A 17,050-nucleotide genomic window follows, 5' to 3' on the forward strand; every position below is an offset into this window, starting at 1 on the left:
AGTCCGGCAGCGTCGTCACCCTGGTCACCCCGAACCAGCGCCGCAGCATGGACCGCCTCATGTCCGACGCCGGGATCCGGCCGCAGACCACCCAGGTCCGCTCGGGCGACGAGGCCCTGCACCGCATCACCGGCGCCCAGACCCCCTCCGGCATCCCGGTCGTCATCAAGGCACCGGTGACCGAACGCCCCAAGCGCGGCACCACCTCGCGCGGCCGGCGCCGCCCCGCCTCGGCGGCCCGCCGCGCACCCGCCCGCCAGCCCACCGCCAACGCGGCGGCCTGACGGTTCGGCCGGGGTCCGCTGCCGGGTGAAGCCCCGCGGTGGGCCCCGGCGTCGTCCGGTCAGGACCCGTTCGATGCGCTCGAACCGGCGGCCCCGGCCGGCAGCGGGCCCGCGCACCGCGGTGGGGCCGGATCGGATGCCGGGCTCCGGCCCGCGCGGGCCAGGACTGTCCGGGCGTCACGACGGGACGGGTTCCAGCTTGCAGCGGAAATGACGGAGGAACGAGGGCTGCTCGACCAGGCGGTAGCCGGGGATCCGCTCCTTGGACTTCACTGCCGCTGCCAGGACTTCGCCCACGTGGTCGAGGTGGCTGAGGCCGTAGGTCCGGCGGGGAAGCGCGAGCCGCACCAGTTCGTAGGGTGCCGTGGTGACCGGTGTGCCGTTCTCGTCCTCGCGGCCGAGGTAGAGCGAACCCAGTTCCACCGAGCGGATGCCGCCTTCCAGGTAGAGCTGGCAGGCGAGCGCATGGCCGGGGAAGCGATGCGCGGGGATGTGCGGAAGCAGACGGCCGGCGTCGAGGTAGAGGGCGTGCAGGCCGGGCGGTTCGATGATGCTGATCCCGGCGTCGCGGGTCAGGCGGGCGAGATGGTGGGCGGCGTCGGCGCGGGACCGGAGGTACTGGGGATCGGTGACCTCGGTCAGCCCCTGGGCGATCATGTCCAGGTCCCGGCCGGCCAGGCCACCGTAGGTGGGGAAGCCTTCCGTGGCGATGAGCAGCAGTTCGCACCGCTCGGCGAGGGCGTGGTCGCGCAGGCCGAGGAAGCCGCCGATGTGGACGATGCCGTCCTTCTTGGCGCTCATCAGGCAGCCGTCCGCCAGCTGGAACGCCTGCTCGGCGACCTGCCGCGGACTCATGCCGCGGTACGCGGGCTCGTGCTGGGTGACCAGCCACGCGTTCTCCGCGAAACGGGCGGCGTCGAGGAAGAGCGGAACCGAGTGTTTCCGGCACAGGCCGGCGGCTCGGGCGAGGTTGTCCATCGACACCGGCTGGCCGGCCGCGCCGTTGTTGGTCAGCGTCATGATGACCAGGGCGATCCGGGAGGCGTCGGGGCCACGCAGGGCCTCGTCCAGCCGACGCAGGTCGATGTCGCCCTTGAACGGCTCGTCGCTGTCGAGATCCTGGGCCTGCGGGCAGGGAAGGTCCACCGCCTGGCAGCCGGCCAGTTCCACGTTGGCGCGCGTGGTGTCGAAGTGGGTGTTGCTGAGCGTGATCCGGCCCGGAGCGAGCAGGGTGGAGAAGAGGATGCGCTCCGCCGCCCGGCCCTGGTGGACCGGCAGGACACAGGGGTAGGAGGTCAGTTCCCGTACTGCTTCCCGGAAGCGGTAGAAGGACCGCGACCCGGCGTAGGACTCGTCGCCGGCCATGCCCGCGGCCCACTGCGCCGCTGACAGAGCACCCGTTCCCGAGTCCGTGAGCAGGTCGATCGTGACCTCGTCGGCACGCAGCCCGAACAAGTTGTAGTGCACGCGCCGCAGGGCTCGCTGGCGCTGTGCCCTCGTCGTCACCGGAATCGGTTCGACGACTTTGATCCTGTACGGCTCCACAGCCCTCACCCTTCCTGGTGCACGGTCTGCACGGTCTGCACGGTCTGCACGGTCATCCGGTGGTACGGCGCCGGCGTGCGTCGGCGACGGCATCGGCGCGCCGCCGCTCCTTCGCGTACGGAGGGCGGACCCCGTAAGCCTCCGGCGAGAAGTAGACGTTCACGCGAGTGGGCTGCCAGGTGCTCCGCACGAGGGACACGTAGGCGATCAGACCCACCCCGTCGGACGGGCGGCGCGACGTCATCGCGGCCAACGCGCGGTCGATGACGGCGGTGTCCATGCCGTGCAACCGGAGAACGGCGACGGCACGGTTCCGGGCGATCCCGTCGTTCCGCGCGTAGTCGCGGACCGGTACGTGGACGGTGTAGCCGCTGGGGTGCTCCAGGTCCCGTTCGGTGTAGGAAAGGCAGGACACCAGGGGCCGGTGAGCGAAGCGCCGGGGGGCGCCTCCCACCACACGGCAGAACTCGCCCACCCGCCCGGCACGATCTCCCGGCAGCAGGCGGGAAACGGCATGCACTTCCGCGGCGGTGGCGTCGTGGTGAGCGACGTAGACCTTCACCCGTGGTGCGTGCCACCGGCCCAGATCCAGCGCGAAGAACAGGATCTCGTCCCTTTCGGGGCCCCGTGGCGTGGCTCGTTCCCGCAACGCGCGCCATGCTCGCCCGAACCCGAACCGGCTCAGTGCCTCCTCCACCACCCGGGCGGCCCACTCCCGGCCGTGGGCCTGCGGATTGACGTACACCTTGAAGCCCGGGGGCCGGCCCTGTCGCAGGTCCATCGCGCACCACAGTGCGAAGGGGCCGTGGACTGCCGGGAAGAAGAGGTCCTCCACCCGGCGTACCGGTTCGGTCGAGAAGGCCCGGCGCGAGGCCAGTGCCTCCAGGGCCCGCAGGCCGAGACGGCCGTTCTCCTCCAGCGTGGCCGCCGTGCAGCCGGGTTCGGCCAGGACACGTACGGCCGTCCCGCTCCCCGCCGTGAACGCGAGGGAGAACTCCACCGGGGAGTGGTCGTCGCAGACGAACGAGGGGGAGGGCGGGCCGGCGCACAGCGGACGCCGAGCGGCGGGGCCGAGCAGGTCCAGCAGGTCCAGGCGCGGTGCCTCGCAGACGCCGTCGGGGTCCGTGAATCCCGCCGCACGGCACACCCGACGCAGTTGTCCACCCACCCGCTCGCCCAGGGTCGCACCGGCGACGACCTGCGCGGACGCCGTCGCCGTGGAAGGGTGGTTCGGCTGTCTGTGGTTGCTCGGGGCCATGCGCGGACTCCAGGACTGTGTGCCGTGAACGCTGGGCCCACGGTCCTCGCCCCGGGCTTCCCGCCGGTCACTTCCCGGTCGCGCGGCGACTACAATGCGTGTCGTGCCGGTCACTTGCCGTTGTGCGGTCGTGGCTGCCCGAGGCCGGTGACCGGGGGGACAATGAGTACGCGGTACGAGTTCAAGGTCCTGGGGCCCCTCGAAGTCCTGCGCGACGGGCGGCCGGTGCACATCGACGCGGCCAAGGTCCGGCTGCTGCTGGCGGCCCTGCTCGCCCAGGCCAACCAGGTGGTCACCGTGGAGACGCTGGTGAACCGGCTGTGGGGCGAGCATCCGCCCAGCCGTGCGCGCAACACGCTGCAGAACTACGTCCTGCGTCTGCGCCGCGCGCTCGGCTGTCCGGCGGGGGGCGCTCCCGTGCTCACCCGCCCCCACGGGTACGTGATCGAAGCCGCCCCGGACGCCCTGGACCTGCACCGTTTCACCGCTCTCGTCCGCCAGGGCCGCGCGGCCCTCGAAGAGGGCGCGGCGGCACGCGCGGCCCCCCTGCTGCGGGAGGCCCTGGGACTGTGGCGGGGAGATCCGCTGTCCGACCTGCCCGCACACCTCCTCCAGGGCGTCGTACCCGCGCTGGACGAACAGCGACTGCATGCCCTGGAGCTGCGGATCGAAGCGGACCTTGCCCTCGGCCGGGCCGCCGACGTGCTTCCGGAACTCCGTGGCCTCGTCGAGCAGTACCCGCTGCGCGAGCATTTCTGGGCTCAGCGGATGCTCGCGCTCTTCCGTTGCGGTCGGCAGGGCGAGGCGTTGGAGAGCTACCGCGTGGTCACCGCGCTGCTCGCCGACGAGCTGGGCGTCACGCCCGGCGCCGGGCTGAGGCAGGCCCATCAGCGGCTGCTGGCCGCCGCCCCGAACCTGAACGAGGTACGGCAGGCGGGGACGGCTTCGCCGGCCCGGGACCGGGACGGCGATCTGCCGGTCGAGATGACCACGTTCGTCGGCCGTGAAACCCAGCTGGCGGAGGTGCGGCGCCTGTTGGGGTCCGCCCGGCTCGTCACCCTCACCGGAGTGGGCGGTGTCGGCAAGACACGGCTCGCGCTGCGGGTCGCCGCGGAGGTCGCGCCCTCCTTCGCCGACGGTGTCCGGCTCGCGGACCTCGCCCCCCTGGGTGACGCGGACCTCCTCGACCGGGCCGTCTCCGAGGCGCTCGGACTGCGGGACCAGTCCGCGCGGCCCGCCGCGGACGCCGTGGTCGGCCATGTGCGCGACCGGAACCTGCTGCTCGTCCTGGACAACTGCGAGCACCTGGTGGAGCACGTCGCCGCGCTCGTACTGAGGCTGGGGCGCGCTGCCCCGGGACTGCGCGTGCTGACGACGAGCCGGCAGCGTCTGGGAGCGCCCGGTGAGCACGTACTGACGGTGCCCTCGCTCACCCTGCCCGGCGCGGACCACCGCGCGGGTGGCGCCGCCCGCCCGGAAGACGCGGCCGGAGCCGGAGCCGACGACCCGTTGCTTCGCTCCGAGGCCGTGAGACTGCTCGTGGAGCGTGCCGCCGGCTCCGCCCCGGCCTTCCGGCTCACCGCCCGCAACCGCGGTGCGGTCGCCCAGCTGTGCCGGCGGCTCGACGGCATCCCGCTCGCCATCGAACTCGCGGCGGTACGGCTGAGTGCGATGACGGCCGAAGAGATGCTGGAGCGCCTCGACGACAGGTTCCGCCTGTTGTCCATGCCGCAGGCGCGCACGTCGGTCCGCTACCGTCACACCCTCCGCGGCGTCGTCGACTGGAGCTACGACCTGTGCACCGAAGGGGAGCGGCGGCTCTGGAACCGGCTGTCCGTGTTCTCCGGCGGCTTCGACCTGGAGGCGGCGGAAGCGGTCTGCGCAGGCGAGGGCGTGGCCCGGGAGGACGTGCTCGACCTGCTGGCCGGGCTGGTGGACAAGTCGATCGTGGGGGTCAACAGTTCGGGTGACCGTGCCCGGTACAGCCTGCTGGAGACGATCCGCCAGTACGGCCGGCAGCGGCTCGAGGAAGAGGGCCGCACGACGCTCCTGCGGGCCCGGCACAGCGACTTCTACCGGCTGACCGCGGTACGGGCCGGCCGTGAATGGTGCGGGCCGCGTGAGGTCGACTGGCTGATCCGGTTGCGCACCGAACTGCCCAACCTGCGGGCGGCCCTGGATCACTGCGCGACCCGGCGGGACCGGGCCGGGGCCGGTGTCGAGATCGCCGTGAACCTGGCTCGTACCCGATGCTGGTTCTTCAGCAGCACGCTGGGGGAGGGGCGGCACTGGCTGGAACGCCTGCTGGGGCCCGGCCCGGACGGGGCACGCGCACGGGTGGAACCGGGCGCGTCGCCCGGTGCGGCCGAGGGGGCGCCGACGCTGGTCGCCGGGGCGCTGGCGATGAAGGCGTGGATCGCCCTCTGCCAGGGTGACAACCCGGCGGCCGGGACCTTCCTGACCGAATGCCGCGCCGTGGCCCGGGAACTGCCGGACGGCCCGGCAGCGGCCCCGGTGACGTACATCGAGGGTGCGCACGCCATGCTCGTCCGAGGCGACCCGGCCGGCATCGCGCTGCTGGCCGAGGCGCGGGAGGGGTTCCGCGCGACCGGACAGCGGGGCGACGCCCACATGGCGACGATGCTGTGGGCCATGGCACAGGCGTTCTTCGGCGACCGTGTCTCGGCCTCCACGGCTCGTGACGTGTACGTCGCCGAGGCCGAGGCGAGTGGAGCCGACTGGGCCCGCACCTGGGCCCGGTGGTGCACAGGGCTCGTGGAGCTGCGACACGGCGAAGCGGAGCGCGCCCTGGCCCCCCTGCACGAGGCGCTGACGCGGCAGAAGGCCATCGGGGACAGCTGGGGACCGGTCTGGGGCCTGGAGACACTCGCCTGGGCGGTGGCGGCCACCGGCGACTGCACCCGGGCGGCATGGCTCCTGGGCGCCGCCCACCGCCTGCGGCAGGAAACGGGGGTGGCCCTGATCGGCCTGCGCCCGTTCCACGAGGCACACGTCGCCGCCGAACGCCGGGTACGCGCGTCCCTGGACGCCGACGAGTACCGGGCGGTGTGGTCCCGGGGCGCGTCCGCCGAGGACGGTCTGCGACTCGCACTGGAGGAGGGGGCGGTCCGGCCGGGACGTTCACGGGGCGCCCAGGCGGCCGGCACACCGGGTTCGGACGCGCGAGTACCGCTCCGGCCCGGGCGTTCCGGCGACTCGCACGGTGTGACTCCTCCCCGGTGACGCCGGTACCGTGGCCCGGTCATCGCCGGGGTGGCCGAAGGACTCGGCCCCGGTGCCTGCGCGGACGCCCGGGAACACCCGGACCCGAGCCGCCGCCGGCGGGAACCGCACGGGCGCTCGCTGCTCTTCGTCGCGGCGGCCCGCGCCCGTGACGCACCCGCGCCTGCCCGGCACGGTGAGCCGAGCCGCTTCCCGGCGCCGTTGCCTCCGCCCCGGTGAGGGGGCGTACCACCGAAGCGGTCGCGGGCCCGGTGAAGGGGCGGCGCCCGGGGTGACGGGACACCATCCGGCCGATCGCGCGGAAGTCGCGGCGGCCGATGCATGGGAACGCTTTTGGGGGGAACCCGGCCCGGTCATGCATTCGTCGAGGAGGACCATGGACGTAACCGGCACCAGTGCGGGAGTTCCCCCCGCAACCGGTCCCCAGGCGTGGTCCGACGCCCTGCTCGGTACGGCGCTGGAGGACGTACGGACGGCTGTCGTCGTCGTCGACGACGACGGTCTCATCGTCCTGGCCAACGGCGCGGCCCAGAGCGTCCTGGGCCGTGGCTTCGAGGAACTCGTCGGGCAGGACTCCCACGACCTGCTGCACCGCGACAGCCACGGGCACGCCACGCCCCGTACGCGCTGCCCGCTGAGGAACGCGCTTCTCGCGGGGAAAACCGTGCACGGCGACCTGGAGTGGTTCGCCCGCGGGGACGGCACACTCGTCGGGCTGTCCTGGCTCCTCGCGCCCTGCGCCTCCGGATCGGCCGAGGCGGGTGCGCTCGTGCTGCTGTACGGATCGGATCAGGGCGTACCGGACGAGTCCGCCCATGAGGATCACGTATCGCTGACGGAACTGGACCGCCTGGCCCTGCTGGCGGAGACGACCACTCAGCTGACGTCCACCCTGGACGCGGACGAGGCACTGCACCGGCTGGCGGCCCTGACGGTGCCCCGGCTCGCGGACTGGGCGGTGATCGATCTGCTCACCGAACGGGACGAGGTGCGGCGCGCCCTGGTGACGGAGCACAAGGACGGGATCCTGGTGGAACGGGAGGACCTGCAGGGGCCCATGCCCCCCGTGCCGGAGGACTCCCCGATGCCCCTGTCGCGGGCTCTGCGCGGCGCCGCGTCCTCCCTCGCCGACCCCTCCACCTATCAGGGCCCGCCCGATTCCGGAATCGCGGTCGAGCAGGGTCGCCTGTTCACCGAGACGGGCATGCACTCCGCCGTCATCGCGCCCATCCGGGGTCTGCGTGACGTGCTCGGAGCCCTGACCCTGGGACGTTCGACGCGTCCCGGTGCCTTCACCGCCGCCGATCTGCCGTTGCTGGAGGACATCACCCGCCGCGCGGGGCTCGCGCTGGACAACGCGCGTCTGTACCAGCGCCAGCGCAAGGTCGCCGAGACCATGCAGCGCCACCTGCTGCCCCAGCTCCCCGTCGTGCCCGGGGTGGAGATGACGGCGCGGTACGTACCCGCTCCGCACGCCTCCTCCGTCGGCGGCGACTGGTACGACGTCTTCGCCCTCACCGGCAGTGCCCGCGCCCTGGTCATCGGCGACGTCGTCGGGCACGACCTCGACGCCGCGGCCGGCATGGCGCAGGTCCGCAACATGCTCCGGGCCCTGGCATGGTCCCAGCCCCATGCCACGCCCAGCGCCGTCGTCACCCAGCTCGACGACGCCGTGAAGCACATAGCCGAGGTCCCCATGGCGACCATGATCCTGGCCACGCTCACTCTCGACGACGACAAGCTGTGGCGACTGTGGTGGACGAACGCCGGTCACCCGCCCCCGCTGCTGGTGAGCCACGACGGCCGGACCCGCTACCTCACCGATGCCCACGGCATCCTGCTCGGGACCGGAATGATCCGGCCCCGTCCCGACGCCGTCACCGTGCTGCCGCCCCGCACCACCGTCCTGTTCTACACCGACGGCCTGGTCGAGTCACCGCATCAATCCATCGACCACGGACTGGACCGGTTGCGCCGGCACGCGGCCTCTCTCGTCCACCGCCCCCTGGATTCCCTCTGCGACCTGCTGCTGGAGCGGGTCCGTCCCGGCGACAACGACGACGACGTCGCCATGCTGGCGCTGCGCACGCCCCCGCGTGCGTAGACGCTCCCCGCGCGGTCGCTCGCCGGGCGCGCCGGACGAGCCGGACTCGCCACGCCCGAGGTCCCCCTCCCCGGGACGGGGCTCAGGGCAGCGTGACCTCGCCCTGGTTCAGTACACGGGGATGGAAGTACGCCGCCTGGATCTCGGCGTTGGTGTTGTTCCCGCGCAGTTGCTCGGACCACATCATGAACCACGACCACCGGGTCTGGCTCTCCAGCAGTGAGGCGGTCGGCATCCTGCCCATCTCCGCGAGGGCCATGGGCTTCGTCCCCGCGATGCTCCGCAACTGCTGGTAATCGGCGGAACTGGGGTGGTTCTTGTACCAGACGTCCAGGGAGACGACGTCCACGTATGGGTCGCCCGGGTAGTAGGTGCTCCACCCTCCGGCCGGGTTGTCCTGCACGTTCCACACCCAGATCAGATGGTCCAGCCCTTTGCTCCCGGCGAGGTAGTCGCGGGTGATCTGATAAAGGCGTGCGCTGCCGTTCGCTCCGGGCCGGTTTCCCCACCAGTTCCACGATTCGTTCATTTCGTGCAACGGGCGGAAGAGGACGGGAACACCCGCGTCCTCGAGTTGCTGCAGGTAGGGAACGACCTCGTCGAGCCGCCGCTTCCAGGCGTTGTTCAGCGCGCTGCCCTCGGTGAGGATCTGCGTGAACTGCGCGTTGGAGACGCTCGATTTCACACCGCCCTCGAACGCACAGGTGCTGCCTCCGGTCGGAGGGCAGACGTGCCAGGTCAGGGAGACCAGGGAGCCGTTGGCCCACTCCGTTCTCGCCTGGTCCACCACCCGTTGGCGGTCGGCCACGTCATCGGCGGCGAACATCAGGTCCCCGCCCCACAGGCCCGGGTACTGCCCGGTGACGTCCTTGACCTGCTGCGTGTACTGCCCGGGCAGGGAAGCGGGTTCCTTGTTGTGCTGGCCGGAGACGATGTGATGTCCGGAAATGGAGTTCAGATAGTTCAGCACACTCTGCTTGGGCGTCGCGGGAAAGGCTTGTGCCGGTTCGGCCGTCGGCCCTGCGAGCAGGACGGCGACGACGGCCGGCGCGGCGAACGCGGAGACAAAGCGATAACCAATTCTCCTCATGCGGATTCCGTCTTTCGTGGTCGTCGGACGGGAATTCTTCTCGGCATGAGGGTGGCCGCCCTGCCGATATCCGTCAATGGGCCGCGTCGTCCTCCGCAACCTTCCGGCAGACAATTTTACTTAACGTTTCCTAAACCCCGCCGCATTTCTGGCCACATGCCCGGAACGGGAACTTCGCGCAACCTCCGGGCTGTCTTGTCCACCACTGTCGCGGGATCCCCGGGCGGGTCCGCCACCGGAACACCGGTGGCGGACCCGCCCGCGCCGGGGAAGCTCAGTAGATGTTGGCCGCGACCTCGGGGCCGTCCCCGCGCCCCGCGTTGATCTGCGCGCGCAGCGAGATCTCGTCGTAGACGCGGACCTCCTTCACGATGCGCCCCTCCTGGACCAGGAACTGGGACACGCCGAGCACCGTGACCGGCCGCCCGGTGAGGGGGCCGAAGGCCGGGATGCCGCGGTAGGTGCCGTGCATGGTCCACAGGACGGCCACGCGCAGGCCCGCGTACCGCGGGGAGTGGTTCGCCTGGATGTCGCGGACGGCGAACCGCGCGTCGGGGAAGGGGCCGACCGTGGTCAGGAGGTCGCTCTGGTAGCGCTCGGGGCGGATGACGGTGCGGTCGCCGATGGTGTGGAGGAACAGGTCGCGGTCCATGAAGTCCTTGACCTTGTTCAGCCGGCGCCGCGTCCACACCTCCTCGATGAACTCGAGCACCATCTCGCACTCGGGGCGGAACCCGTCCGGACGGGTACCGCTGACGCCGGTCAGCAGCACGTCCTTCGGCGGCTCCTCGAGCATGGAGCCGCTGTACCCCTGGAAGGCCAGCCCGCGGGCCGCCTCGGCCGGGTCCAGGCCGCTCTGCAGGCAGTCGGCCAGATCGTCGCGCACCACCCACTCCTCGACCATCCGGCCGCGCCGGTACAGGCAGTTGGCCACCGTGCGCTTGCGGATGTGGACGGGGCGGCCGTCCACGAGGTGTTCGTCGGCGGAGAAGACCAGGTGGGAGCTGAGGAAGGCGTCGTCGCCGCGCGCCTCCCACACGACGTCCTCCGCCTGGCCGATGTGGCCCGGCGTGCCGGCCATGCGCATGGTGCTGCCCTCGATGACACCGTCCCGCCCGACGACGGTGCCGAGGCTGGTGTGCACGATCGAGTCGGGCTCGTAGTTGTCGACGATGTAGGCGATGTCGCGGTCGACCCAGATGCGGTCGGTGACCTCGCGGATGAAGTCGTCCGGGTCCTTGTAGGGGAGGTACGCGACGGGGTCCAGAGGCATGGCGTTCCGTTCCGGTAGTGAGGTGAATGCGTATGTATCCGGATGGTCGGGAGGGTAGTGGGGGAGGCCGCCCGCCGGACGGCCGGGACTCGGGCGGGACGCGGGGGCGGCCCGCCCCCGCCGTCGGGCGCCGCGCGGGGAGGGCGCCCCGCCTCCCATCGGGCAGGGCGCGGGAGAGGGCGCTCCCCCCCGGCCGGTCAGACGGGGTCCTCGGCCGTGCTCGTCCTCCCGGACGCGGCCAGGGAGCGCAGGGTGTCCATGAGCACGTGGGCCATGTTGTAGACGATCAGCTGAGCCCCCTGGCGCTCGGCGGCCCCGGCGGCTTCGAGGTCCGGCACGATCGTCATCACCGCGCGCCGGTTGGCCCGCGCCGCGGCGTGTGCCCGGGCGATCAGCCCGTCGATGACGCCGGGCTCCGGGAAGCCGCAGTCCGCGGCCAGGTCGGCGGGGCCCACCAGGACGGCGTCCACCCCCTCGGTGCCGGCGATCGCGTCCGCCTCGTCACAGGCGCGCCGCGTCTCGATCATCGTCACGACCAGGGTCTCGCGGGACGCGGCCACGTGGTCGGCCGCCGTGACCGTGCCGAACCGGCCCGCTCTGCTGTAGGTGGCGAAACCCCGGGTTCCGTACGGCGGGTAGTGGCTGGCGGCCACCGCCCGCCGGGCGTCCTCCCGGTTGTCCACGTGCGGGTGGACCAGCCCGGCGGCGCCCAGATCCAGGCAGCGCAGCGCCAGCGCCGGCTCGGCCGAGCCCACGCGCACCAGGACGTCGATCCCGTGCGCCGCCGCGGCCGTGAGGTGGTGCTGGAGCAGCGCCGTGTCGGCCGGCCCGTGCTCGCAGTCGATGACGACGAAGTCCAGTCCCGCGACCCCCGCCATCTCCACCAGCGTCTCCGAGGGCAGCCGCAGCAGGACGCCCCGCAGCCGCTCGCCGTCCGCCAGACGCCGTTTGAGACCGCGGTGCGGTGTGCTCCGTGCCGTCACCGTGCCACCATCCCCGCGGAGAGGTCGATGTCGGCCCCGCACAGTCCGCGCATGCGCAGCATCGCGCTGACGGCCTCGCCCACCTCGTCCTCGGTGACCATCCGGCCCAGGGCGGAGCGTGCGACGAACGCCTGCTCGGCCTGCGCGTAGGTGCTGCCGGTGCGCTCCGCCTCCAGACGGAAGTTGCGCTCCATGCGCGGCCCCTCGACGGGCCCGGGGGAGAGGGAGTTGACCGTGACGCCCAGCGGTCCGACCTCGCCGGCCAGGGTGGCCGTGAGGCCGATGACCGCCATCTTCGAGGCGCAGTACGGGGTGCGCCGCAGCAGCGGGCGCTTGCCCGACACCGAGGCGATGTTGACGACGTCGCCCGCGCCGCGCGCGGTCATGGCGGGCAGGAAGGCCCGGCACATCAGGAACACCCCGCGCACGTTCACGTCGAAGACCTCGTCCCAGTCCCGCGGGGTGATCTCGGTCAGCGGGGCCACCGGGCCGGCGATCCCGGCGTTGTTGACCAGGATCGACACCTCCTCACCGGCCAGATCCCGGGCGAGTCCGTCCACGTCGTCGGGGCGGGAGACGTCGCAGACGCGGTGCGAGACCCGCGGGCCGAGCCGCGACGCGGTCTCCTCGAGCCTGTTCCCGTCGCGGCCCGTGATCACCACCCGGGCCCCGTCGGCGAGCAGGGAGCGTGCGACGGCCCGGCCGAGGCCACTGCCTCCCCCGGTGACGAGCGCCGTGCGGCCGGCCAGCGGCGCGGTGCGGTCGCTCATGCCCCGCCCTCCTCGTTCCACGGCAGGGTGCCCTTGCCGTACTTGGCGGCGCGGACGTCACCGGAGCGGGCGTGGCCCTCGAAGAGCTCGACGCGCGCGGCCCGGCCGCACACCTCGCCGAGCAGCGCGGAGGACGCGGTGTCGGTGACCTCCTGGTACGTCACCGTCTTGAGGTACTTGCCGACCCACAGGCCCCCGGTGTAGCGGGCGGCGCCGCGGGTGGGCAGGACGTGGTTGGTGCCGATGACCTTGTCGCCGTAGGAGACGCAGGTGCCTTCGCCGAGGAAGAGCGCACCGTAGTCCCGCATCTTCGTGAGCGCCTGGCGCGGGTTCTCGGTCAGCACCTCCACGTGCTCGCTGGCGTAGGAGTCGGCGATCTCGAAGGCCTCGTCGAGGGTGTCGGCCACCACGATCTCGCCGTGGTCGCGCCAGGCCGGCGCGGCGAAGTCCCGGGTGGGCATGGAGGGCAGCAGGCGCTCGATGTGCCGCTCGGCCTCGCGGCCCAGCTCCTCGGACGTGGTGACCAGCACGGCGGGGGAGTCCGGGCCGTGCTCCGCCTGCGACAGCAGGTCGACGGCCACCACGAACGGGTCCGCGTGCTCGTCGGCGATCACCAGGATCTCGGTCGGCCCGGCGAACAGGTCGATGCCGACCTCGCCGAACAGCTGCCGCTTGGCCTCCGCCACGTACGCGTTGCCCGGGCCCGCGAGCATCGGGACGCGCTCGATGGTCTCGGTCCCCAGGGCCAGCGCCGCGACGGCCTGGACGCCGCCCAGCAGGTGGATCTCGTCGGCGCCCGCGAGGTGCATCGCCGCGACCGTCGCGGCGGGGATCTCGCCCCGGATGGGCGGGGTGCAGGCGGCGACGCGGGGGACGCCCGCCACCTTGGCGGTGACGATCGTCATGTGCGCCGACGCGGTCAGCGGGTAGCGGCCGCCGGGCACGTAGGCGCCGGCGCCGGACACGGGGACGTGCCGGTGGCCGAGGTGGACGCCGGGCAGCGTCTCGATCTCGACGTCACCCAGCGCGTCCCGCTGGGCCTGGGCGAAGGTGCGGACCTGCCGCTGCGCGAAGCGGATGTCGTCCAGGACCGTCCCGGGTACCCGGGAGACGATCCGCCGGATCTCGTCGGGAGCCAGGCGGAACGACCCGGGGCTCCAGCCGTCGAACTTCTCGGAGTACCGGCGGACCGCCTCGTCGCCGTGTCGGCGGATGTCGTCGAGGATGACGTGGACGCGCTCGGCGACGTCGGCGCGGGCCGCGGTCACCTGCGCGGCGGGCACGGGGGACTTGAGATGTCGGGGCATGACGGCTCTCTTCCACTGCGGGTGAAGGGGAAAGGGACGGGTACGGGAGGCGTTCAGGGGGCGGCGTCCGCGGTGCTCACGGGTGTCGTGCCGGCGGCGGCCGCGACCAGTTCGCGCAGCGCGGCGCCCACCGCCTCGGGCCGTTGCCACGGCAGCAGGTGTCCCGCGTCGGGCAGCAGCGTCAGGACGGCTCCGGGGACCGAGTCCGCGATCGCCCGGTGGAAGGCGGGCGGGCACAGTGCGTCGCGCGCTCCGGCCAGGACGACGGTGGGGCAGCGGGCCGTCCGCAGGACGCCGGCCGCGTCCGTGCGGGTCGCCTGCGCGGCGAGCTGGGCGCGGGCGGCGGTGGCGCCCACGGCGTGCGCCATGGCGCGGTAGCGCCGCGCGGCCCCGGGCGTGGGGCACCGGTCGGGGAACATGTCCGGCAGCGTCCGCTCGACGACGTCCCCGAACCGGCCGGCCGCGATCAGCTCGTCCATCTCCCGCCAGGCCGCGTACTGTTCGGGCCGCGGCGCTCCCGCGTTGGTCGCCATCACGCACAGACCCGCGACGCGCCGGGGCGCGCGGCGCAGCGCCTCGAAGCCGACGATGGCCCCCAGACTGAGCCCGACGAGCACGAACGGGCCGGGAACCGTGGCGAGCACGTCCTCGGCGAGCGCCCCGATGTCCGCTCGCCGCAGCGGGACGTGGTGGACGTCGTGGCCTTCGGGGAAGTCGACGTCGCTCCACAGCCTCGCGTCGCAGAGCATCCCGGGCACGACGACGAGCGGCAGCGGGCCGGCCGTGTCCTCGTTCGCCACGCCGGTCACCAGGCGCGTGCGGAACGGGGCAGCAGCGCGTACGGGGCGACGTAGCCGTTGTGGTCGATGCCCAGGCCCGCGTCCGCCGCGCTCTTGAGGACCTCCTCGTCCCACTCCAGACGGACCCGTCCGTCACCGGAGTTCACCACGAGGAGGTCGCCCTGCCCGTCGCCGACGTTGCGTACGGTGCGCCAGGCGTCCTGCGGGACGGAGAGCATGTCGCGAGGGCCCAGACGCACCGACACGGGGTCGGTGCGGTTGAGGGTGATCTCCCACAGGCCGTCCTTCACGATCAGGGTCTGGGTCTCGTGCTGGCGGTGCGGTGAGACGCCCTGCCCCGGGTCGGCGCGCAGCCAGGCGACGTTGTGCCCGTGCGGATTGAAGACGCGGGGCTCCTGGTGCGGGTCCTCGGTCATGCCGTAGCCGATGACGCAGCTCAGACGGGCGCCGCCGCCGGGCAGGGTGCTGTCGAGGAAGGGGTGTTCGGAGAACACCAGCTCGTCCGCGGCGGCGATGCGGCGCCTCATCTCCTCGGGGGTGTAGTGCCGCAGACGGTCGATGTGCTCCTGGGCCAGGGGGCCGACCAGCTCGCTCTCCGGCGGCAGGGTGTCGCCGGCGACGGTGTCGACGAGCCGGTTGTCCGCGGTGAGGTACAGGCCGTGCTTCCGCGCCTCCCGCAGGACCGACGGGCCCCAGATGATGCCGCCGGTGTCGTCCATGCCCAGCACGGTGAACAGCCAGCCGTCGTCCGGGCCGGTGTTGGTGAACCCGCGGAAGATCCAGGTCGGGACGGAGGCGATGTCACCGGCCCGGAGCGTGAGTTCGCCCTCGGTGCCGTCCGCGCCCCAGCGCAGCAGGTACTCGCCCTCGGTGCAGACGAACACCTCGGCCGTGTAGTGGAGGTGCAGGTTGTTGGTGATGCCGTGCGGCATGGCGGCGGCGCCGATGTTGTAGCCGTGCGGCAGCCGGAGGTTGACGTGCTGGTCGGCGGCCTGCGAGACACCCGGCCCGATCATCGCGTAGTTCTCCTTGCGATCCGAACCGGGCGTACGGCAGTCGATGAAGGCCTGGTTGCAGGAGACGAACTCACTGCGGCGCACCGTACGGCGGGCCAGCTCGCTGGGGGTGACGACGGCATCGGTCATGACCGCTCCTCGCTCGTGAATACGTATGTATTCCATGACAGGCTCCGGACGGGGGGATGTCAAGGGGGAAGGGTCAGGTCGTGGTGGGGCAGTCGGAGGTCGCGAGGCGGAAAGGGCGTCGCCCGCGCGGTCCGCCGACCCATTTTCGGCATACGTATACTGAATTGGCTTGCGCCATCGGGCGGCGCCGGGGGCGACGAGGAGAGAGCCGATGGGGATCACCAGTCACGACGTGGCCAGACTGGCCGGTGTCTCGCAGCCCACGGTCTCCCGCGCGCTGCGCGACGACCCCCGCGTGTCCCGGGCCACCCGCGAGAAGGTCAAGCGTGCCGCCGAGGCGCTGAACTACGTGCCGAGCGAAGCCGGACGCACCCTTTCGACACGTGCCACACGGCGGGTCGGCGTCATCGTCACCGACCTGACGAACCCGTTCTACCCGCACGTCATCGCCCCGCTCCACGACGAACTGAGCAGCCTCGGCTACCGCATGATGCTGATCACGGAGCGGTCCGACGAGGCGGTCGCCGAGGAGAGGCTGCTGGATCAGTCGATGGACGGCGTCGTCCTCGCGACCGCCACCACAGACTCCCGCCTGCCCGCCCAGCTCGAGCGGCGCGGCATGCCCCATGTCTTCCTCAACCGCGACACCGGCCGGGCCGGCGACTTCGCCTCCGTCGTCGACAACGAGGGCGGCGGGCGGCTCGTCGCCCGGGAACTCGTGGCCCTCGGGCACCGGCACGTCGCCGGCGTCTTCGGCGCGGCCAACACCACCACGGGGCGCGAGCGCGAGACGGGCTTCCGGCTCGCTCTCGCCGAGGCGGGCGTGGGGCTGCCGGAGGAGCGGGTGGTGCGCGGAGCGTTCGAGTACGACACCGGCTACCGGGCGCTGCCCGTCCTGCTCGAGGCGGGCCGGGCACCCACGGCGGTGTTCTGCGGCAACGACGTCGTCGCCATCGGCGTCCTGAACGCGGCCCTCGCGGCCGGTGTCAAGGTCCCCGACGACCTCACCGTCATCGGCTTCGACGACCTTCCGATGGCCGCCTGGGAGGTGTTCCGGCTCACCACCGTCCGGCACGACCTGCAAGAGCTGTCGCGCCGGGCGGCACGCCTGCTGGTCCGGCGGATCGCCCAGGACGTCGACCCGGCCGGAGAACGCCTGGTCCTGCCGGCCGAGTTCGTGCCCCGCGCCACCCACGCCCACCCCCGCTGACCCCTCACGGCCCCGGCGGCGTCGGGCGGCGCGGCGGC

General features: G+C 72.6%; 12 protein-coding genes and 1 pseudogene. 4 read left to right on the forward strand and 9 right to left on the reverse strand.

Going from position 1 to position 17,050, the window contains the following annotated elements; genetic code table 11:
* A pseudogene (locus ACF07S_RS31415) lies at positions 1–284 on the forward strand (ATP-dependent helicase); the annotation flags it as partial.
* A gap of 177 nt (positions 285–461) precedes the next feature.
* Here the strand turns inward: ACF07S_RS31415 and ACF07S_RS31420 are convergent.
* Positions 462–1,829 carry a tryptophanase gene (locus tag ACF07S_RS31420; RefSeq protein WP_391975725.1) on the reverse strand — a complete coding sequence of 456 codons (1,368 nt, stop codon included), beginning with the start codon at positions 1,827–1,829 and terminating at the stop codon, positions 462–464.
* A 52-nt stretch (positions 1,830–1,881) separates the two neighbouring features.
* The gene (locus ACF07S_RS31425; protein WP_391975726.1) at positions 1,882–3,087 is read right to left on the reverse strand and encodes a tryptophan dimethylallyltransferase family protein; all 1,206 of its coding nucleotides are present in this window, start codon (positions 3,085–3,087) and stop codon (positions 1,882–1,884) included.
* A 162-nt stretch (positions 3,088–3,249) separates the two neighbouring features.
* Here ACF07S_RS31425 and ACF07S_RS31430 point away from each other — a divergent pair, with 162 nt between their 5' ends.
* Positions 3,250–6,330 (forward strand): BTAD domain-containing putative transcriptional regulator, encoded by a 3,081-nt coding sequence (locus tag ACF07S_RS31430; RefSeq protein ID WP_391975727.1) that lies wholly within the window; start codon positions 3,250–3,252, stop codon positions 6,328–6,330.
* 376 nt (positions 6,331–6,706) lie between these two features.
* A complete protein-coding gene (locus ACF07S_RS31435) occupies positions 6,707–8,434 on the forward strand; it encodes a SpoIIE family protein phosphatase (RefSeq protein WP_391966843.1) in 1,728 nt (575 codons plus the stop codon).
* Positions 8,435–8,516: 82 nt separating this feature from the next.
* Here the strand turns inward: ACF07S_RS31435 and ACF07S_RS31440 are convergent, their stop codons facing one another.
* From ACF07S_RS31440 to ACF07S_RS31470, 7 genes are all read right to left on the reverse strand, one after another.
* A complete protein-coding gene (locus ACF07S_RS31440; protein WP_391975728.1) occupies positions 8,517–9,524 on the reverse strand; it encodes a glycosyl hydrolase in 1,008 nt (335 codons plus the stop codon).
* Positions 9,525–9,798: 274 nt separating this feature from the next.
* Positions 9,799–10,797, reverse strand: a complete 999-nt coding sequence (locus tag ACF07S_RS31445; RefSeq protein ID WP_391966841.1) for an ester cyclase — start codon at positions 10,795–10,797, stop codon at positions 9,799–9,801.
* A 197-nt stretch (positions 10,798–10,994) separates the two neighbouring features.
* Positions 10,995–11,780 (reverse strand): HpcH/HpaI aldolase/citrate lyase family protein, encoded by a 786-nt coding sequence (locus ACF07S_RS31450; RefSeq protein WP_391966840.1) that lies wholly within the window; start codon positions 11,778–11,780, stop codon positions 10,995–10,997.
* Positions 11,777–12,550, reverse strand: a complete 774-nt coding sequence (locus ACF07S_RS31455; protein WP_391966839.1) for an SDR family NAD(P)-dependent oxidoreductase — start codon at positions 12,548–12,550, stop codon at positions 11,777–11,779. The genes ACF07S_RS31450 and ACF07S_RS31455 overlap by 4 nt, the downstream gene beginning before the upstream one ends.
* A complete protein-coding gene (hisD, locus tag ACF07S_RS31460) occupies positions 12,547–13,857 on the reverse strand; it encodes a histidinol dehydrogenase (RefSeq protein WP_391966838.1) in 1,311 nt (436 codons plus the stop codon). Before hisD ends, ACF07S_RS31455 begins: the two co-directional genes overlap by 4 nt.
* A gap of 53 nt (positions 13,858–13,910) precedes the next feature.
* Positions 13,911–14,657, reverse strand: a complete 747-nt coding sequence (locus tag ACF07S_RS31465) for an alpha/beta fold hydrolase (RefSeq protein WP_391966837.1) — start codon at positions 14,655–14,657, stop codon at positions 13,911–13,913.
* A 5-nt stretch (positions 14,658–14,662) separates the two neighbouring features.
* Positions 14,663–15,802, reverse strand: a complete 1,140-nt coding sequence (locus ACF07S_RS31470) for a hypothetical protein (protein WP_391975729.1) — start codon at positions 15,800–15,802, stop codon at positions 14,663–14,665.
* Positions 15,803–16,013: 211 nt separating this feature from the next.
* On the opposite strand from ACF07S_RS31470, the gene ACF07S_RS31475 reads away from it, so the two are divergent.
* Positions 16,014–17,012 carry a LacI family DNA-binding transcriptional regulator gene (locus tag ACF07S_RS31475; RefSeq protein ID WP_391966835.1) on the forward strand — a complete coding sequence of 333 codons (999 nt, stop codon included), beginning with the start codon at positions 16,014–16,016 and terminating at the stop codon, positions 17,010–17,012.
* Positions 17,013–17,050 lie beyond the last annotated feature (38 nt).

The sequence above is a fragment of the Streptomyces sp. NPDC016640 genome, from assembly GCF_043076215.1.
GTDB lineage: Bacteria > Actinomycetota > Actinomycetes > Streptomycetales > Streptomycetaceae > Streptomyces.